General features: G+C 31.1%; 16 protein-coding genes. 2 read left to right on the top strand and 14 right to left on the bottom strand.

Annotation, left to right across the window (positions count from 1 at the left end):
- Nucleotides 1-249 precede the first annotated feature (249 nt).
- From ACWJKP_RS10230 to hflX, 10 genes are all read right to left on the bottom strand, one after another.
- Nucleotides 250-1,311: a hypothetical protein gene (locus tag ACWJKP_RS10230; protein WP_165413412.1), complete on the bottom strand. Its 1,062-nt coding sequence runs from the start codon at nt 1,309-1,311 to the stop codon at nt 250-252.
- A 381-nt stretch (nt 1,312-1,692) separates the two neighbouring features.
- Nucleotides 1,693-2,043, bottom strand: coding sequence for a hypothetical protein (locus ACWJKP_RS10225; RefSeq protein WP_165413411.1), 351 nt, complete (start codon nt 2,041-2,043; stop codon nt 1,693-1,695).
- 263 nt (nt 2,044-2,306) lie between these two features.
- A complete protein-coding gene (locus ACWJKP_RS10220) occupies nt 2,307-3,047 on the bottom strand; it encodes a YebC/PmpR family DNA-binding transcriptional regulator (protein ID WP_165413410.1) in 741 nt (246 codons plus the stop codon).
- 384 nt (nt 3,048-3,431) lie between these two features.
- The gene (locus tag ACWJKP_RS10215) at nt 3,432-4,097 is read right to left on the bottom strand and encodes a YigZ family protein (protein ID WP_165413409.1); all 666 of its coding nucleotides are present in this window, start codon (nt 4,095-4,097) and stop codon (nt 3,432-3,434) included.
- 65 nt (nt 4,098-4,162) lie between these two features.
- Nucleotides 4,163-4,822, bottom strand: a complete 660-nt coding sequence (locus ACWJKP_RS10210; protein ID WP_165413408.1) for a HEAT repeat domain-containing protein — start codon at nt 4,820-4,822, stop codon at nt 4,163-4,165.
- 32 nt (nt 4,823-4,854) lie between these two features.
- Nucleotides 4,855-6,261: a MocR-like pyridoxine biosynthesis transcription factor PdxR gene (pdxR, locus tag ACWJKP_RS10205; protein ID WP_462961666.1), complete on the bottom strand. Its 1,407-nt coding sequence runs from the start codon at nt 6,259-6,261 to the stop codon at nt 4,855-4,857.
- A gap of 26 nt (nt 6,262-6,287) precedes the next feature.
- The gene (locus ACWJKP_RS10200) at nt 6,288-7,184 is read right to left on the bottom strand and encodes a nucleotidyltransferase domain-containing protein (protein ID WP_165413406.1); all 897 of its coding nucleotides are present in this window, start codon (nt 7,182-7,184) and stop codon (nt 6,288-6,290) included.
- A 73-nt stretch (nt 7,185-7,257) separates the two neighbouring features.
- Complete coding sequence (locus tag ACWJKP_RS10195; RefSeq protein ID WP_165413405.1) at nt 7,258-7,479, bottom strand: hypothetical protein; 222 nt, start codon at nt 7,477-7,479, stop codon at nt 7,258-7,260.
- Nucleotides 7,480-7,633: 154 nt separating this feature from the next.
- Nucleotides 7,634-8,125, bottom strand: coding sequence for a hypothetical protein (locus tag ACWJKP_RS10190; RefSeq protein ID WP_165413404.1), 492 nt, complete (start codon nt 8,123-8,125; stop codon nt 7,634-7,636).
- 110 nt (nt 8,126-8,235) lie between these two features.
- Nucleotides 8,236-10,023, bottom strand: a complete 1,788-nt coding sequence (gene hflX, locus ACWJKP_RS10185; protein WP_462961665.1) for a GTPase HflX — start codon at nt 10,021-10,023, stop codon at nt 8,236-8,238.
- A 121-nt stretch (nt 10,024-10,144) separates the two neighbouring features.
- On the opposite strand from hflX, the gene hpt reads away from it, so the two are divergent.
- On the top strand, nt 10,145-10,669 hold the full coding sequence (gene hpt, locus ACWJKP_RS10180; RefSeq protein ID WP_165413402.1) for a hypoxanthine phosphoribosyltransferase: 525 nt from the start codon (nt 10,145-10,147) through the stop codon (nt 10,667-10,669).
- Nucleotides 10,670-10,850: 181 nt separating this feature from the next.
- Here hpt and yunB read toward each other — a convergent pair whose 3' ends face one another.
- On the bottom strand, nt 10,851-11,528 hold the full coding sequence (yunB, locus tag ACWJKP_RS10175; RefSeq protein ID WP_165413401.1) for a sporulation protein YunB: 678 nt from the start codon (nt 11,526-11,528) through the stop codon (nt 10,851-10,853).
- A 218-nt stretch (nt 11,529-11,746) separates the two neighbouring features.
- Here yunB and ACWJKP_RS10170 point away from each other — a divergent pair, with 218 nt between their 5' ends.
- Nucleotides 11,747-14,128 carry a transglycosylase domain-containing protein gene (locus ACWJKP_RS10170; protein ID WP_165413400.1) on the top strand — a complete coding sequence of 794 codons (2,382 nt, stop codon included), beginning with the start codon at nt 11,747-11,749 and terminating at the stop codon, nt 14,126-14,128.
- 46 nt (nt 14,129-14,174) lie between these two features.
- Here the strand turns inward: ACWJKP_RS10170 and spoVAE are convergent, their stop codons facing one another.
- The 3 genes from spoVAE to spoVAC are packed head-to-tail and all read right to left on the bottom strand — an operon-like array spanning nt 14,175 to nt 16,010.
- Nucleotides 14,175-14,534, bottom strand: coding sequence for a stage V sporulation protein AE (gene spoVAE, locus ACWJKP_RS10165; protein WP_165413399.1), 360 nt, complete (start codon nt 14,532-14,534; stop codon nt 14,175-14,177).
- A complete protein-coding gene (gene spoVAD / locus ACWJKP_RS10160) occupies nt 14,535-15,551 on the bottom strand; it encodes a stage V sporulation protein AD (RefSeq protein WP_165413398.1) in 1,017 nt (338 codons plus the stop codon). It abuts the gene before it with no gap.
- A 6-nt stretch (nt 15,552-15,557) separates the two neighbouring features.
- Nucleotides 15,558-16,010 carry a stage V sporulation protein AC gene (gene spoVAC, locus ACWJKP_RS10155; protein WP_165413397.1) on the bottom strand — a complete coding sequence of 151 codons (453 nt, stop codon included), beginning with the start codon at nt 16,008-16,010 and terminating at the stop codon, nt 15,558-15,560.
- Between the last annotated feature and the right edge of the window lie 78 nt (nt 16,011-16,088).

Raw genomic sequence — 16,088 nt, 5'->3', positions numbered from 1 at the left:
ACTTTTCATTCAAATAAGCACTTTTAATACTTAAATATGGAAATTGTTAATTATTGTTTTCCGACTATACTATATATACTGTAACGCTCTTATTTTGAGTTATTTTGACTTTTTCTCAAGGGATGAATTAACCACAGGGTGTTTAATATTAAACCTACCTTAGTGTATTGATAATTAATCAATACACTAAGGTGTTATACCATCATTGAACAAATTTTATTCGAATATATATTGTACTAATTTATTATCCTATAATATATTTGTGATTTTTTTCATATATTTTGTTTCTTCTTCATCTTCAATTAGTTTTTTCGCCTTATCATTTTTCTTGTTATTATCAATTTTATCTTTTATACTTTTATCTAGATCAAATAAGTATGACCAGTCTTCTTCATTTATATTTTTTGGTCTATCCATCTGTAATTTATTGCATTTTAAAATTCCATTAATCAATTGTAGTTTTTCTTTGTATTCTTCTCTCTTTTCGTCAATCTCAATTTTACCCTTTAAATCTAATACTATTATTTTAAAATCAATATCTTTAATCCAAGCAGGTTTTTCCTTTTTAATTAATTCTTTCGGATTTTTAGTATAACAAAGTATTTTAAATGCAAGTAGTTCTAATCTATATGCCTCATGCTTTAACTCATAAATTTTTTTGTCTTCCAAATATTCTAGTGGATGATTATTTATAAATTCAATTGGAGACTTTATAGAATATAATTTACTTAATAAATTTTGTAAATACAACTCTTTTAAGAAATTATAATAATCCAGCCACTTATCTTCTAACATTCCATTTTGTTTTTTTTCTTTTAATAAATCCAGTATTTTATCTGTATTAAAATAATATTGACTAGCATTGTATTTTTTTAATAATATAAATACATCAAAAATTTTATTCTGTATTATATTCCATATATCTTGCTTAATATTTTGAGGTTTATTCAAACCTAAAAGCACTGAAAAATCATTGTAATAGTTTATTTCCAAAACTATTTTTTTGATTTGTTCCTCTAATACCTCTGTAGATTTTTTCAATATATAATCCCATTCATTGTTATTAATATAAGAAGGCTTATTATTATTTAAAAATTTATAGCATGTACTAAATTCAAGTTCTCTAATATTTCTAGGATTTTTGTTTTCTCCTACAAATTCATCTATAGCGACTTTACGGATATTTAACCATTTTTGTCTTGATACATAAATAGGTTTTCTTTTTTCTAATATTTTCTTACTTTCATAATATGCCTTACGTTCTAAATCATTAATTAACATATTTTTTAAGAAATTATTAAAACACTTCATCTTATCCACCTCGTATATAATTATTTTTTATCCGTTCTTACATATCCATATTATATCATATTTTACATAATATTTTATAATTATGAAAAATTTGGTTAATTGATTTATCAACTTTCTTAGTAAACCTGATATTTTTGCAAACTAAAGAACGAAAGTAGTATTTCTCCTACTCTAATCGTGTAAGTCATCTCCTGCGAATCTGCAATATTAATGACTTCAGAAGGAGATTTATACTCCCACTAAGTTTTTGCTCTAATGTGATATAAATATTACATTAGAGCACTCTTTCATAGGGTCTCGTATATTACCATCATTTTGCACGACAAAAAAGAAGCTCATCTCTAAGCTCCCCTATTATTCTACGGGTAATCTTACCCGTAGCTACTTACCCTCAATACCTTTCATAGCTTTCTCAATTTCTTGGTTTATTTTATCAGCTTGTATTTGAGTAATTACACGATTTTTTACTAATGTACTTAATCTATTAATACTACCTTTAACTTGTGACACATCTTTTGTTACTTCTTCCATTACTTTATCTGACTGAGTTTGTGTTATTGTCTTAGCCGTAACTAATCCTTTAAGGGTGTCAGAATAAATTGTTTTTGTTGCTGTTGGCAGGATATCTTTTGTAGTATTATTAGTCGGCGACTTCATGGAATTACAAGCAGTAAATAGCAGAATAGATATACTAATTATAATAAATGTTGAAGCAATTTTTACATTCTTCATTTTTACACACCATCCTAATATTATTTATTCTTTATATTATTAGAATAATTGAATGAAAATATACTATTTTGCTACTATACAAATTGATCTTATGTTTGAATCATATTTTTCTGTAAAATAAAAAACCACCTCCAATAACAGATACATTGTGTATCTGTTATTGGAGGTGGTTAAATTCAGTAAAACATTGTCTTAAATTTTCTATGGTAACATGTATGTCATTATACAAACATCTAAATTTCTGATGATCGCCTGCAAACCATCTATCCCTCAAATTCCTCAGGGTACTCTGCATTGTGATAAACGTCCTGTACGTCATCATCATCTTCAAGCGCATCTATAAGTCTTTGCACTTTACCGGCGCCTTCTAGGCTAATAGGTATCATGTTATCTGGTATCATTGTAACCTCTGCAGAAGCAAATTCAAAACCCGCTGTTTCTAACACTTCTCTTACAGCTCCAAAAGTTTCTGCAGCTGTAATTATTTCAAACATTTCCTCTTCTGCATTAAAATCTTCTGCACCCGCTTCTAATGCTACCATCATTATCTCATCTTCATCCATAGTTTCATTTCTTTCTATGATGATTTGTCCTTTTTTAGCAAACATCCAGCTTACACATCCAGCCGCTCCCATGTTTCCACCATGTCTATCAAAAGCATGCCTTACAGTTGCCACACTTCTATTTTTCTTGTCCGTTAGCGTCTTAACTACTATAGCAACGCCTTCTGCTCCATAGCCTTCATAAACTATTTCTTCATAGTTTACGCCTTCAAGCTCTCCGGCACCTTTTTTTATTGCTCTAGTTATTGTCTCTAGAGACATATTATTAGATTTAGCTTTTGCAACTACATCTCTAAGATGAGCATTAATATCTAAATTAGACCCACCATTTTTAGCTGCCATTATTATTTCTTTACCTAATTTTGTGAATACCTTACCTCTTATAACATCAATCTTACCTTTTTTCTGTTGTATGTTATGCCATTTTGAATGTCCTGACATTTGATATCCCCCCCAACTAACTATTTTTCATATGAAATATTCTAACCTTCTCTAATAAATACCAATATTTCTATCAATTGGTTTTAAATACATTACATTCCCATTATATCATAGAAATAAAGCGTTTTTCAAATAAAAAATAAAAAAGTATATATCACTATTAATGCATTCACTTAGCTAAAAACTACTAATTTTCTTTTTAATTAATCTGCTAAAAAACATAAACTCGCTGTCGCAATATATAAATTCGCTATCGCTCAATCATATGTTTTTCTTAGCGCACCTTAATTAAAAAGAAAATTATAGTTCTAACGCTCGCTTCAATACATTATACGTAATATATACTTTTTTTCGTGCATAAATCGGTAATACATTTTAAATATGTTAAAGGATAGAGTTTATAATTTCACTATCATATAATCTATGTTCTAATTTGAAGTACATTTTTGGATCTTCTTCATAAAACAGAGCTTTTCCAGAAGTAACCTGGGTTATTTCTGCCCTTAATTTTTCTAGATTACTAAACTGACAAAGTATTTTAATCCTCACTTTGTCAGTATATTCTACGTTCTCTATATAAAAATTTTCTTTAGCACAGACATGTTGTAGCTTCCCTAGTAAATCGTATTCAATTAGTATATCTATTGAAATACCTTCAACCTTTTCCACTACCCCTGCCTCTTTAATAGCTAGTGATGCACCTTTCGAATATGCTCTTGCAAGGCCTCCAGTGCCTAGAAGAATTCCTCCAAAATATCTGGTAACTACCACCGCTACATCTGTAATATCACTTTTTTTCAAAACTTCTAGCATAGGAATTCCTCCCGTACCTTGAGGCTCTCCATCGTCACTATACCTTTGTATCCCTCTGTTTTCGCCAATTATATAGGCATAAACATTGTGTCTTGCTTGTTTGTGTTTATTTTTAACCGCTTGGATAAATTCCTTAGCCTCATCTTCGCTTTCAACCCTTTTTCCATGTCCAATAAAAATGGACTTTTTCTCTTTAAATTCAGCGATTGATTCATCTTTTATTGTAAAGTAACCCATTTCAATTCTCCCAACTATTACTGAATATTCCAAATAAAAATTTAAAATCCCACTCTAATTTCTATTTATATTTGCTCCATTAGCAATAAAAACCTCTCAGCAGCATCAATTATGTATTTTTTTTCTGCGTTGTCATATATGTATTTTATTTTTGTAATAGCTTTTTCACTTTTTATTTTACCTAGAGATTTTATTGCATAGCTTATTACTTGTGGATTCTCATCCTCTAAGGCTCTAAGTAATGCTCCTTCAGCTCTCGCATCTCCCATTTTACCCATAGCTGAAACTGCCATTCTCCGTACATTTAAGAATTTATGCACGGAAGCTTTGATTAAAATGTTTAAACAAGATTTTTCTTTTAATTCTCCTAATATCCAAACTGCGACTTCTTTATCTTTAGGGTGCATCTCCACATAACTTGTTTTTATTAGCTGCGTTAATTTATTTTTATTATCCTCTTCCAATGAATTCAAAAAATAAATTTTATCCTCTTTTCCTGCTTTAGCAATACTCTTAAAAAGCTCATCAGTATCATTGCTATGCACTAAAAATCTATATTTTATTTTACCATTTATAATGTGTTTTTGCACAATGGCATTATCCAAGTTTCTAATTTTACATATGGCTTCCATAGTTTTCCCTTCCAAAAACAAGAAATAAGATATTTCTTCGTTAGAATATTTGCTAATGCACAACCAATCAACGTCCACTAATCCCTTTTTCAAAAGCTCCTCTCCTTACCTTGTAGCCATTTTTTCTACTTTCCGCTTAGTATCTCTGAAATAATATTAATTCCTTCTTCTATTTCTGGTTTTCTTATTTCTGAAAAACTTAATCTAAAGTAATCATTACCTTCTTTAGCATTTTTATAAAATAAAACCCCTGGTGTTATTAAAACTTTTCTATGCTTACACAAATAAAACAATTCCATGGAATTAATCTTCAAACCAGTAGCTATTTTAAAATAAAAATGAATTCCCCCTCCAGGGGTATAACAACTAGCCTTTGCACCCATGTTTTTTTCTATACAAGTTATCATAAAGTTATATTTGTCCTTATAAGCCATATTTAGACGACTTATATGTTCTTTCCAAAGATCCTTATTTATATATAAATCTAAAGCACGTTGCATAAGACTTGAAGTTGATATATCTGTGTTAATTTTGGAATTTTTAATATGCTCCTTGCACTTCTCTGGTGATATCATGTATCCGAGCCTTATTCCTGGTAGAAATATCTTTGAAAAACTCTTTATATAGATAACTCTATCAAATATGTCTAAGCTCTTAAAACTCTTATATTGCTTTTGGTCATATATTAGTTCAGATAAATAATCGTCTTCAACGATATAAAAATCATATAACTCTGCAAGTTCTAATATTCTTAGCTTTTTCTCCAAACTATAGGTGGCCCCTGTAGGATTTTGAAAATAACTCATGGCATAAAAACACTTTATCCTATTCTTTTTCAGTATCTCTTCAAATTGAAGTAAATTCACGCCATCCTCTAACATATCAACTTCAAATATATTTGCCCTTCTCCATTTAAAGACCGTTAGTGCCCCACCATAGGTCGGCTTTTCTACAACAACGTTATCATGAACATTTATTATAGATTTTGAAACTATATCAATACCCTGTTGCGCACCTGAGAGAATCAATATATCTTCAGTGTTTACCTTATTGTCCCAAAAAAAACTACTTATACTATTTCTAAGTCCCTCATACCCCAAAGATTCCTTGTAGGCAAATGCTTCCGTGCCATCTCTATCTAATACCTCATTTAATACGTCTTTAAAGACTGTTACAGGGAAATATTCACTACTTGTAATTTCTCCCGTAAAATCTATATATTTTTTAAGGTCTTGACCAGAAATTTTTTTTAAGGTATTAGAATATTCCTTTTTAAACTTACTGTTTGTATCCCTTCGTTTAGCGTAAGTTCCGCTCCCCATCTTTTGATACGCATAGCCCTCAGCTTCAAGTTTTTTATAAGCACTAACTACGGTAACATCATTAACCACCAACAGTTTTGATAATTTCCTTATTGAGGGTAATTTTTCACCGTCGTCAACCATATTTTCATCAATCATTTTTTTTATATGCTTTGATATCTCTATATACTTAGGAATTTCGGAGATAAATTTAATTTCATACTTATGCATATCTCCACCTATCTATCCCGAAAATGTTAAACAAAGTAAACATTTTGATTAAATAAGATTTTATCCTTGTTTATCTTAAAATCCCTAATTTCCTTTTTAATAATATTTCTTTCCCATAGTTTATTAAGCAACTCTTCCATTTCTATATCAAAATCCTTAAACAAATCCTCCGTCATAATTTCCTCAGCACTTAAAAACTTATCTTTTTCTCTCATATAGTTTAAAAGCAGGCTACAATTACTCTTAATACTTGAGTTTATGCTTTGTTCTAAAAATGTCATAGTTTCTTGAATTGTCTCCACTGTATTTGATTTTTCAAAAAACAATTTATCAACGCAAAGTTTAAAGTCTTCATTTAAATTAAGCGCCATAGTCATTACATCCTTACTAATCATATATCCCGACGAGTTGACAAATAATCTTGAATACTTCTCTATACATCTTATCGCAGTACTATAGGCCGTATATATACCATCACTTGATAAATATTTTTTACATACGCCAATATCTTTTAAGAGTTTTCCTAGGAAACACATTCCCCATCGCTCTCTATCTACATCCGGGAAAAATCTACCACCGTCGTACCTTACTGTTATATCCATATCTTTTGAGAATATAAGTCTTGAGGATGAGAAAATTCTATGTATATATCCGCCCTTTAGATTATCAGAATAAAGTTGTATGAATTTTTCCTTACCCATGAGTTTAATATGAATAGGAACATCCTTCTCTTGTGCATATATGTCCCTAATCTCACTGAATTTCTCCCTGACAATTACGAAAATATCAATATCTGATTCTTCCCACAAATCGCCTGTTACCATACTTCCAAAAACCATTACTGATAAAACAGATTCGTCGATTTTTATTCTATCTACTACACTATTAAAAGCTTTCTGATATTGCAAAATAGTTTTCATCATTTCCTTGCCTCCCCCAAGTTTTTATGTGCCTTATAATTTTAAAATATGTTTAGGTGTCTTAAAAATCAAATTCCTAAATGAATATTTTATTAACTTTAATTCTCTCATAAAAATCACAATTACTGCACTGATATATATGAACGCAAAACTGATCTTTGTCATCAATCTCCATATTAGCAGTATAATCATCATAAAATTCTTGTATTATTCCTTTATCGTTCATTATAGCACTACATTTTTCACAATTACAAATATTCCTTTCTAAATTATTGCAAACAGGACATATTTTTTTCATGATATTACCTCCAAATTCATTATCATATCTATTTTTACCAGCTTTTATTATAATAATCTTAATAAAAAAAAGAAAAGCTTATAATTTTCTAATAAAAAAATAAAGAGAATCAAGTTTAATATTAATAACCCTGTTCTCCTTATCATTATGAAAATTATTTACAATCATGCTTTGATAATTTCAGCATGTTATCAACTTTACATCTTAACACTTTAATTAAATCTTCAGAAATTTCATTAACGTCTTCAGCTAAACCTAGAGCATTTTTTATTTCTGAACTGCGTCCAAAATTTGTATTCGACATATTACTTGCAGCGGTTGAAAAATTAATAGATGCAAGGCCTAATGTATATAGAGTGTCTATTAACGGTCTTATGTCATTTTCAAAATACGCACTTGCTTTAAAATCTAGTTGCAATCTATCTAATTCGAATCTTAAAACATTTATATTTACAACCTTATCTGCTAATGATTTAACGTCAAAATTATTGGATATGTCACAGGTATCAAATTGACCATCATTGGGTACCTTATCTTGTTCATTAATATCATCTATAATTTTTTTAATTATGTTATTGACGTTATACTGATTTATTTTTTTGTTTTTTCTCTTTTCATTATCTGGATTTGATTTTTCTTCTCCCATATCTACTCCTAAGTTCTTTGATAAATGCTTCGGACCTAATATTAAATTATATAAGATGCCCATTGACTTTATTACACTTATGAAGATTTTTTTATAAAAAGAAATTTCAACTACACTAAAATATATTTTTCACACTTATTATAAACTTCGTCGTCCCCTTGTACTGACATAAGCGTTCCTTCTTCAATATACTCTTCTGTATCAACCTTTGAGCCTCTATGCAAATATGCCACTATTGCCTGATCAGTATATGGAATAAGCACCTTAAATTTTTTAAGAGTATATGGAAGGTATTTACAAGTTTTTTTTAGAAGTTCCTCCAAATTTGTACCATCTTTAGCCGATATTTCAATTGATTTCAAATTTTTATATTTTTCTTTGATTTTAAAAATATTTTCTTGTGAGGCTTTGTCAATTTTATTCAACACCAATATTGTTGGCTTATCAATTGCGTTTAATTCTCTTAGAACCCCATCTACAGCCTCTATTTGTAGTACTGCGTTTTCAGATGATGCATCTACCACGTGCAGCAACAAATCTGAATATACCACTTCTTCAAGGGTTGATTTAAAGGCCTCTACTAAATCATGGGGAAGTTTCCTTATAAACCCCACTGTGTCAGTTACTGCTGCCACTCTATTATCAGGCAATAGTAGTGCTCTTGTTGTTACATCTAGAGTTGCAAAAAGCATATCTGCTTCAAACACTTTTTCTTTTTGCACAATACTTTTTAATGCTGCTACATCGCATAATGCATTTCTAAGTGTTGATTTTCCAGAATTAGTGTATCCAACTAAAGATACTTTTGAAATGCTATCGCGACTTCTCTTTTCTCTTTGCACATTTCTAGTATTTCTTATTTTTTCGAGTTCTTTATTTAATTCATAGATACCTTCTCTTATTCGCCTTTTATCTATTTCTAATTTTTTCTCTCCAGGTCCTCTTGTTCCAATTCCCGCACCTGTTCTTGAAAGTATAGTTCCAAGTCCTGTTAAACGTGGTAATCTATATTTTAATTGTGCAAGTTCAACTTGAATTTTTGATTCCCTAGTTCTTGCTCTTCGTGCAAATATTTCCAGTATTAGTGTAGTTCTGTCTATAACTTTACATCCAAGTACTTCCTCCAAATTTCTAACTTGAGAGCCTGATAATTCATCATCAAAGATAACTATATTCGCTCTTATTGCTTGCCTAAGACCAGCTACCTCTTCTGCTTTACCTCTACCTATATATAAAGCCGAATCTATTTTATGTCTATTCTGAAGTACTGTATCTATAGTTTCTACATTACATGCTTTTGCAAGTTCTGCAAGTTCTACTAAATCATCTTCACTTTCTATTCCTACTAAAATAGCTCGTTCTGAATCATCCTCAACAATTTCACTTGTTCTCATTAATTTTTCAATATATCTAATTTTGTCTAAAATATCATATTCCATTACTTCATTTATAGTTATTGGTCCTATTTCTTCTTCTATTAAAATGCTCTTTTCTATTCCACAAAAACCTATGTTATACTTTAAATTCTCTTTTTCTCCTATACCAATAGCTACTATACAATCTAACTTTAATTTTGTTAAAGCTGACATATCCAGCGCAGATAACCTAGAATTACCATTTGGGTGAGTGTGTACTACTTTAACCCCCGATAATCGACCTTCTCTTATATCGATTATAGGCAATTCCACTGTACTACTATCACCAATTGCCATACTAATTATTTTACCTTTTCTATCAATTGCAGCGCTAATTTCTCTATCCAAATCTTTTGTTACCTCCACTAGTATGTCTACCAATTCTTCAGACAAAATGCAATCTTTGGAAACCGTTATATCGCAAGCATTTTCCAATTTATTTAAAATTGAATTTTTAACTCCACCAATATTTCCATATATCAACGTAAATCACTCCATTCTAATAATATTTAACAAGTATCCTTATACTTATACTTGACAACTTTCATATAATTTTATACCATTAGAGCATTAATGTAAATATATATAGAGGGTGGGATTAACATTGGATAATAAAAAAAGAAATATTCTTATAACTAAAGACCAAATTGATGAAAGAATAGAGCAACTTGGTGCTGAGATTTCGAAAGATTATTGCGAAAAAAAATTATATATTCTTTCATTATTAAGAGGTAGCTTTATATATACCGCAGACCTTGTGCGTCAAATTACTGTGCCTACAAAAATAGGATTTATGACAACTTCAAGCTATGGTGATGGTGAAGAGTCTTGTGGATCAATTAATGTTATAAATGATATTCCTGACAATATTGAAGGTTTTGATGTATTAATAGTAGATGATATTGTTGATACTGGAATAACTATGGATTTCGTTGTGGCTCACGTTAAGTCTTTAGGCGCCACCAGCGTTAAATCTTGCGTTCTTTTAGATAAACCACTTAGAAGGAAAATTGAGATAACACCTGATTATTGTTGTTTTGAAATTCCAGATCTTTTTGTAGTTGGGTATGGATTGAATTACGGAGATTACTATAGGAATATACCATACGTATTTAATTGGGAAGACTAATAACCTTCTATATCAGAGAAGTCCATATTAATGACATTTCAGAGGGAAAGTCGTTAATATTGCAGCTCCGCAGGAGATTATTTAATAACTCACTTTTTCAATACTCCTTAAATACATATTGTTAGTTTATAAAAATAAAGTACGTTATTATTAATAGCGTACTTTAATTTTTATATTTTTGTTAATCACTACCACTATTGCCCAGTTTAAAATCTGTACCATTTAAATCTAATTGAACTGCAGTATTAGGTGTTTTTCCCACTATAATAGTTTCAGCAATTGGTACTTCATTAGCTACTTCGATATCATTACTTTTTAAAGGCGCAATTACTTTAACGGTAGTTTTTACTTTAACATAAATTTTATGCCTTGTTTGATTTATACCCGCACTTTCAAACTCAGAAGAATATTTAGTTTCTACATGGCCTATCGGCTGCATTTTTATGGTTACTTTAGGGCCATAATAAGATAAAATACTATTTCTTGTTATATAACCTATTGGGATTTTCATACCAACCTCCCCCAATTTCATAAGTTCCTTTTGGGATTCTAAAGCAACATCACATGCTATTTTATTCATTTTTAGAGTATCCGCTTTTAGCATTACAATATTCCCCTGTGAATCTTTATCCACTCTTATAACCTGGTCGTAGTTAAATTGCTTGGAATATTCACTAATAATTGATCTATTTACAATCTCTGTAGCCTTTGCTCTCATTTCTGCATCCGCTACCGCCATTACCGTTGGCATTACGGTTTTATCAAAAATGTATATGAATATTGTAAAATTTATCATAATTATGGCTATAATTATTAATATCCTAACTTTAATTTTATTTTTAATATTTATTACCTCCATCTAAGGTTATATGCTATTATATGTAACTTTTTTACGGTAAAGAATTTAAATATCCAACTCAAACTCAATATTCTATATTAAGCCACATTCAAATAAATACCATGATTATATGGTATAATATTAAAAGCTAATTATAGTTAAACAAGATGAATTTTTAGAAGGCGGAAAAATACTTAATAAGTGTTTTCAGCTCCTGAGAAATGCAAGGAGGATACTTAATGGAAAAAGAAGAACATAATAAAAAAAAGAAAAAAGAAACTGAGAAACATGTTTTTAGAACCCTTGTTTTTACTTTTCTAATTATAGCCTTAGTAAGCAGTGTAGTTATTGGAGGAGCAGTTCTAGCTATGATTAAGACAGCTCCTATCTTAGATATTAATGAATTTTTAAAATTGGATGAGATTACAATATTATTAGACGATTCTGGAAAGACTATGGATGAATATGTTATTTCACAAAGAAGAATTAATGTACCTATTAATAAAGTTCCGGTCATCCTTCAGGATTCATTTATAAGTATTGAAGATGTTAGATTTGAAACACACCCAGGTGTTGACTTAAAAAGACTTGGTGGTGCTATTTTTAATGATATAAAGATAAAAATAGCTGGTAGCGGTCAAAGTCTCCAGGGCGCTTCAACTATAACTCAACAATTAGTTAAGTATAGAGTGTTTTTAGAAGATTCTATGGAAAACAGAACTTCTATAAAGAGAAAAATTCAAGAAATGTCTTTATCCTTACAAATTGAAAAAGTTTTGACCAAGTCTCAAATTTTAGAGACTTATATGAACACTATTTTTCTAGGTGGAAATGCTCATGGTGTAGAAGCAGCCTCTCATCAATATTTTAACAAATCTGTTGAAGATTTGACCTTAAAACAATGCGCTTTTCTTGCTAGCGCTGCACAAAATCCTAGTGTTTCATATAATTTGGCATCTAAATCAAATAAAAATAAAGAAGCTTTTGATTCAAATAGAACAAAAGCCGTTCTTGATAATATGTACAATAGTGGCAAAATCAGCAAAGAACAATTTGATTCAGCTATGGCTGAAGATTTAAATTTTAGTTTTTCACAAAAAGATGCAAACAAAATGAACTATGAGTACTTCTCAAGACCTGTACTCCTACAGGTTGCTGAGGATTTAATGAAACAAAATAATATTAGTAAAAAGGAAGCATATTCAATGCTTATGTACGATGGTGTAAAAATTTATACAACCATGAATAGAGATATGCAAAATGCATCACAGAAACTAATTGATGATCCTATGAAATCAACGCAAGCAGGCCTCCAGGCAGCCTGTGTTATCACAGATTATCATACAGGTGAAGTTAAAACTATTATAGGTGGACGTGGTGACCAAGTTCCTATGTCTTATAACAGAGGTGCGTCGAATGACTACTTAAAGGCTCCTGGATCAAGCATTAAGCCACTAACCGTATATGGTCCAGCTATCGATTCAAAAACAGCTACAGCTTCTACTATTATTGAAGATTCACCTATACCTGAAGACATTGGCAAGAAATATTCTGCTCCAGGTACACCTCCTTATAATCCTAGAAATTCCCCGCTTGGATATAAGGGATATTTACCTCTTAGAGATTGCTTAAAATATTCTGTTAATGTTGCAGCTGTTAAAATTGAGGATATGATTGGTCTTAAGACTGGCGTTTCTTATGGCGAAAAGTTTGGGTTGCAGTTAGATGACCAAGATAAGAATAGTATATCTGCTATGGCCCTTGGACAATTAGATGGTGGTACTTATAAAGGCACTAATCCTCTCACTATGTCAGCGGCATATGGTGTTTTTGGTAACAATGGGCTACGTACAACTCCCAGATTATACACTAAAGTAGTCGATAGATCTGGTAAAGTATTGCTTGAAACAAAACTTGAAACAAAACCTGTTTTATCTCCTCAAAGTGCATACATTATATATGATTTATTAAAAGGACCTGTAAGTCCTGGTGGTACTGGAACAAATGCTGTTTTTGGCGACATGCCAGTCAGAGGTAAAACTGGTACTTCTTCCGATTCTAAGAATCTGTGGTTTGTTGGTTTAACTCCATATTACTCTACAGCTGTTTGGATTGGAACCGATAAGGGAGATGAACTTAAAAATATTGGAAGTAATGATGCCGCTTCACTATGGGGCAATATTATGAAAAAAGCCCATACGTCTCTTTCAGTGAAAAACTTAGAAATGCCTTCTGGTATATCTCCCTATTCCGTATCAAAAGATTCAGGTGATATACCTACTGATTTAACTTATGCAGACCCAAGAGGCAATAGAGTTTACTCCGAACTATTTATTGATGGAACTCAACCTACATCCCTTGATAGCATACATGTTTTGGCTAAGGTTATCAAAGACCCAAGTGGTAAATATGTTCTTGCATCAGAATTTACGCCACCTGGAAAAATTGAAACAAAAGTTTTTATAAAGAGAAATTATACACCTAATGTATTTCTAGAGGACTCTGCTTATGTATTACCAACAGCAGTTGACACCTTTTCAAATAATAGTATATTCCCCCCAGTTGTCACTCCTAAAGCTAGCATTCCTAAAACTAAAGGTAACTATTTTACTAAGCCTTAACACATAAATAAAAAACTACTATCAAATATTTGATAGTAGTTTTTTATTACCCTTTAGTTTTAGGATTGAATAACAACGCCATAATATATCCAAAGAAAATTGCAGCAGTAATACCGCCCGCAGTACCCTTTATACCTCCTGTAAATGCTCCTATAATACCAACTTCATCTACTTCCTTCATTACACTTTTAGCTAAACTATACCCAAACCCAGGAAGAGGTATACTTCCACCTGCTTTCCCATATTTTATCACCACATCATATATATTTAATGCACCTAATATTACACCAGCAGTTACAAATAAAACTAGTATTCTAGCTGGAGTTAATTTAGTAGTGTCCATAAGTATTTGACCTATTATGCAAATTATCCCTCCAACTATAAAAGACATAATATAATTATTCATTTATTCACCCCCAAACTCTATTGAAACGGCATGAGCAATTCCTGGTATTGTTTCTCCTTGAAGCGGCGAAGTTGAACTTAAAAGTGCACCTGTGGAAACTAGTAGTATTCTTTTAAATTTTCCCTTTAGCATATTTTTTAGTAAGTACCCTGTTGCAACCACTGCAGAACATCCACAACCACTACCACCCGCATTAGTTCCTTGGGTCTGCGCATCGAAAATTTCCTCACCACAGTCAATGTAATGACCCTTCATATCGTACTTATATTCTAGTAATAGTTTTTCTGTAAATTCTCTTCCTATAATGCCCAAATCTCCAGTAGCTATAATATCATAATCCGAAGGCTTTCGACCCGTGTCCATAAAATGTTGTTTAATAGTGTCTACAGCCGCTGGCGCCATTGCAACTCCCATATTATTCACATCAATTATTCCATAATCTTTGACCTTTCCAGTTGTAACATGAGTAACATATGGAAATTTACCTTTTTTTCCCAAAATTATTGCTCCTGCACCTGTAACGGTCCATTGCGCTGTTGGAGCTCTCTGACTTCCCATTTCGAGTGGCAATCTAAATTGCCTTTCAGCTGATGAGAAATGTGATGAAGTAGCTGCTATAACATAATTAGCCAGCCCACCCTCCATTATCATTGAAGCAACGCTTAAAGACTCTGCCATAGTTGAGCAAGCTCCATAAAGTCCTAGGAATGGTATATTCAAATCTCTAGCTGCAAAACATGAAGAAGATAACTGATTTAATAAATCACCTGCTAGTAGATAATTTATATCAACTTCTTTTAGTTTTGCTTTTTTTATGCCCTCTGATACAGCAGTATATAATAAACTAGTTTCAGCTTTTTCAAAGCTTTCAGTTCCATTAAGATCATCTTCTAAAATTCGGTCAAAATACTCTTTTAATGGTCCCTGCCCTTCCTTAGGCCCAACTATATTATATGTACTGATAATTCTAGGTTTACTTTCGATTTCTACTGTTTGAAGACCAATTCTTCTACCCATTTTAAATCACCACCTTAAAAAATAATATAAAATTCCTACAATTACAGATGACCCTATTCCATATACTAAAACGGGCCCTGCAATAGTAAACATTTTAGCTGCAACACCAAAAACAAAACCCTCTTTTTTAAATTCCATTGCTGGTGAAACGATTGAATTTGCAAACCCTGTAATTGGTACAACAGAACCTGCTCCTGCAAAATCACCTAGCTTATCATATACCCCTATGCCAGTAAGCACAGCTCCCAGAAAAACCATAACTATAGAAACATATGTCCCTACCTCATCTTTAGGAATACCAATTCCAGAAAAAATGTCACTGATAAATTGTCCTATTACACATATTAAGCCTCCAACCCAAAAAGCATTAAAGCAATGCAATCCTAAATTAGGTTTAGGGATGTTATTAGAATTAAGTTTATCAAATTTTTTTCTTATAGTTTTTTCTTCCACTTTCATGAAATGTCCTCCTTGTCGCTTTTAATAGTGACTACTAATCATTTATTATATTGTATTATGCAAATATAATATGTTAAT

The organism is Clostridium sp. CM037 (assembly GCF_055081095.1).
The sequence above is the reverse complement of the archived record's forward strand: the minus strand, read 5'-3'. Positions and strand labels throughout refer to the sequence as shown.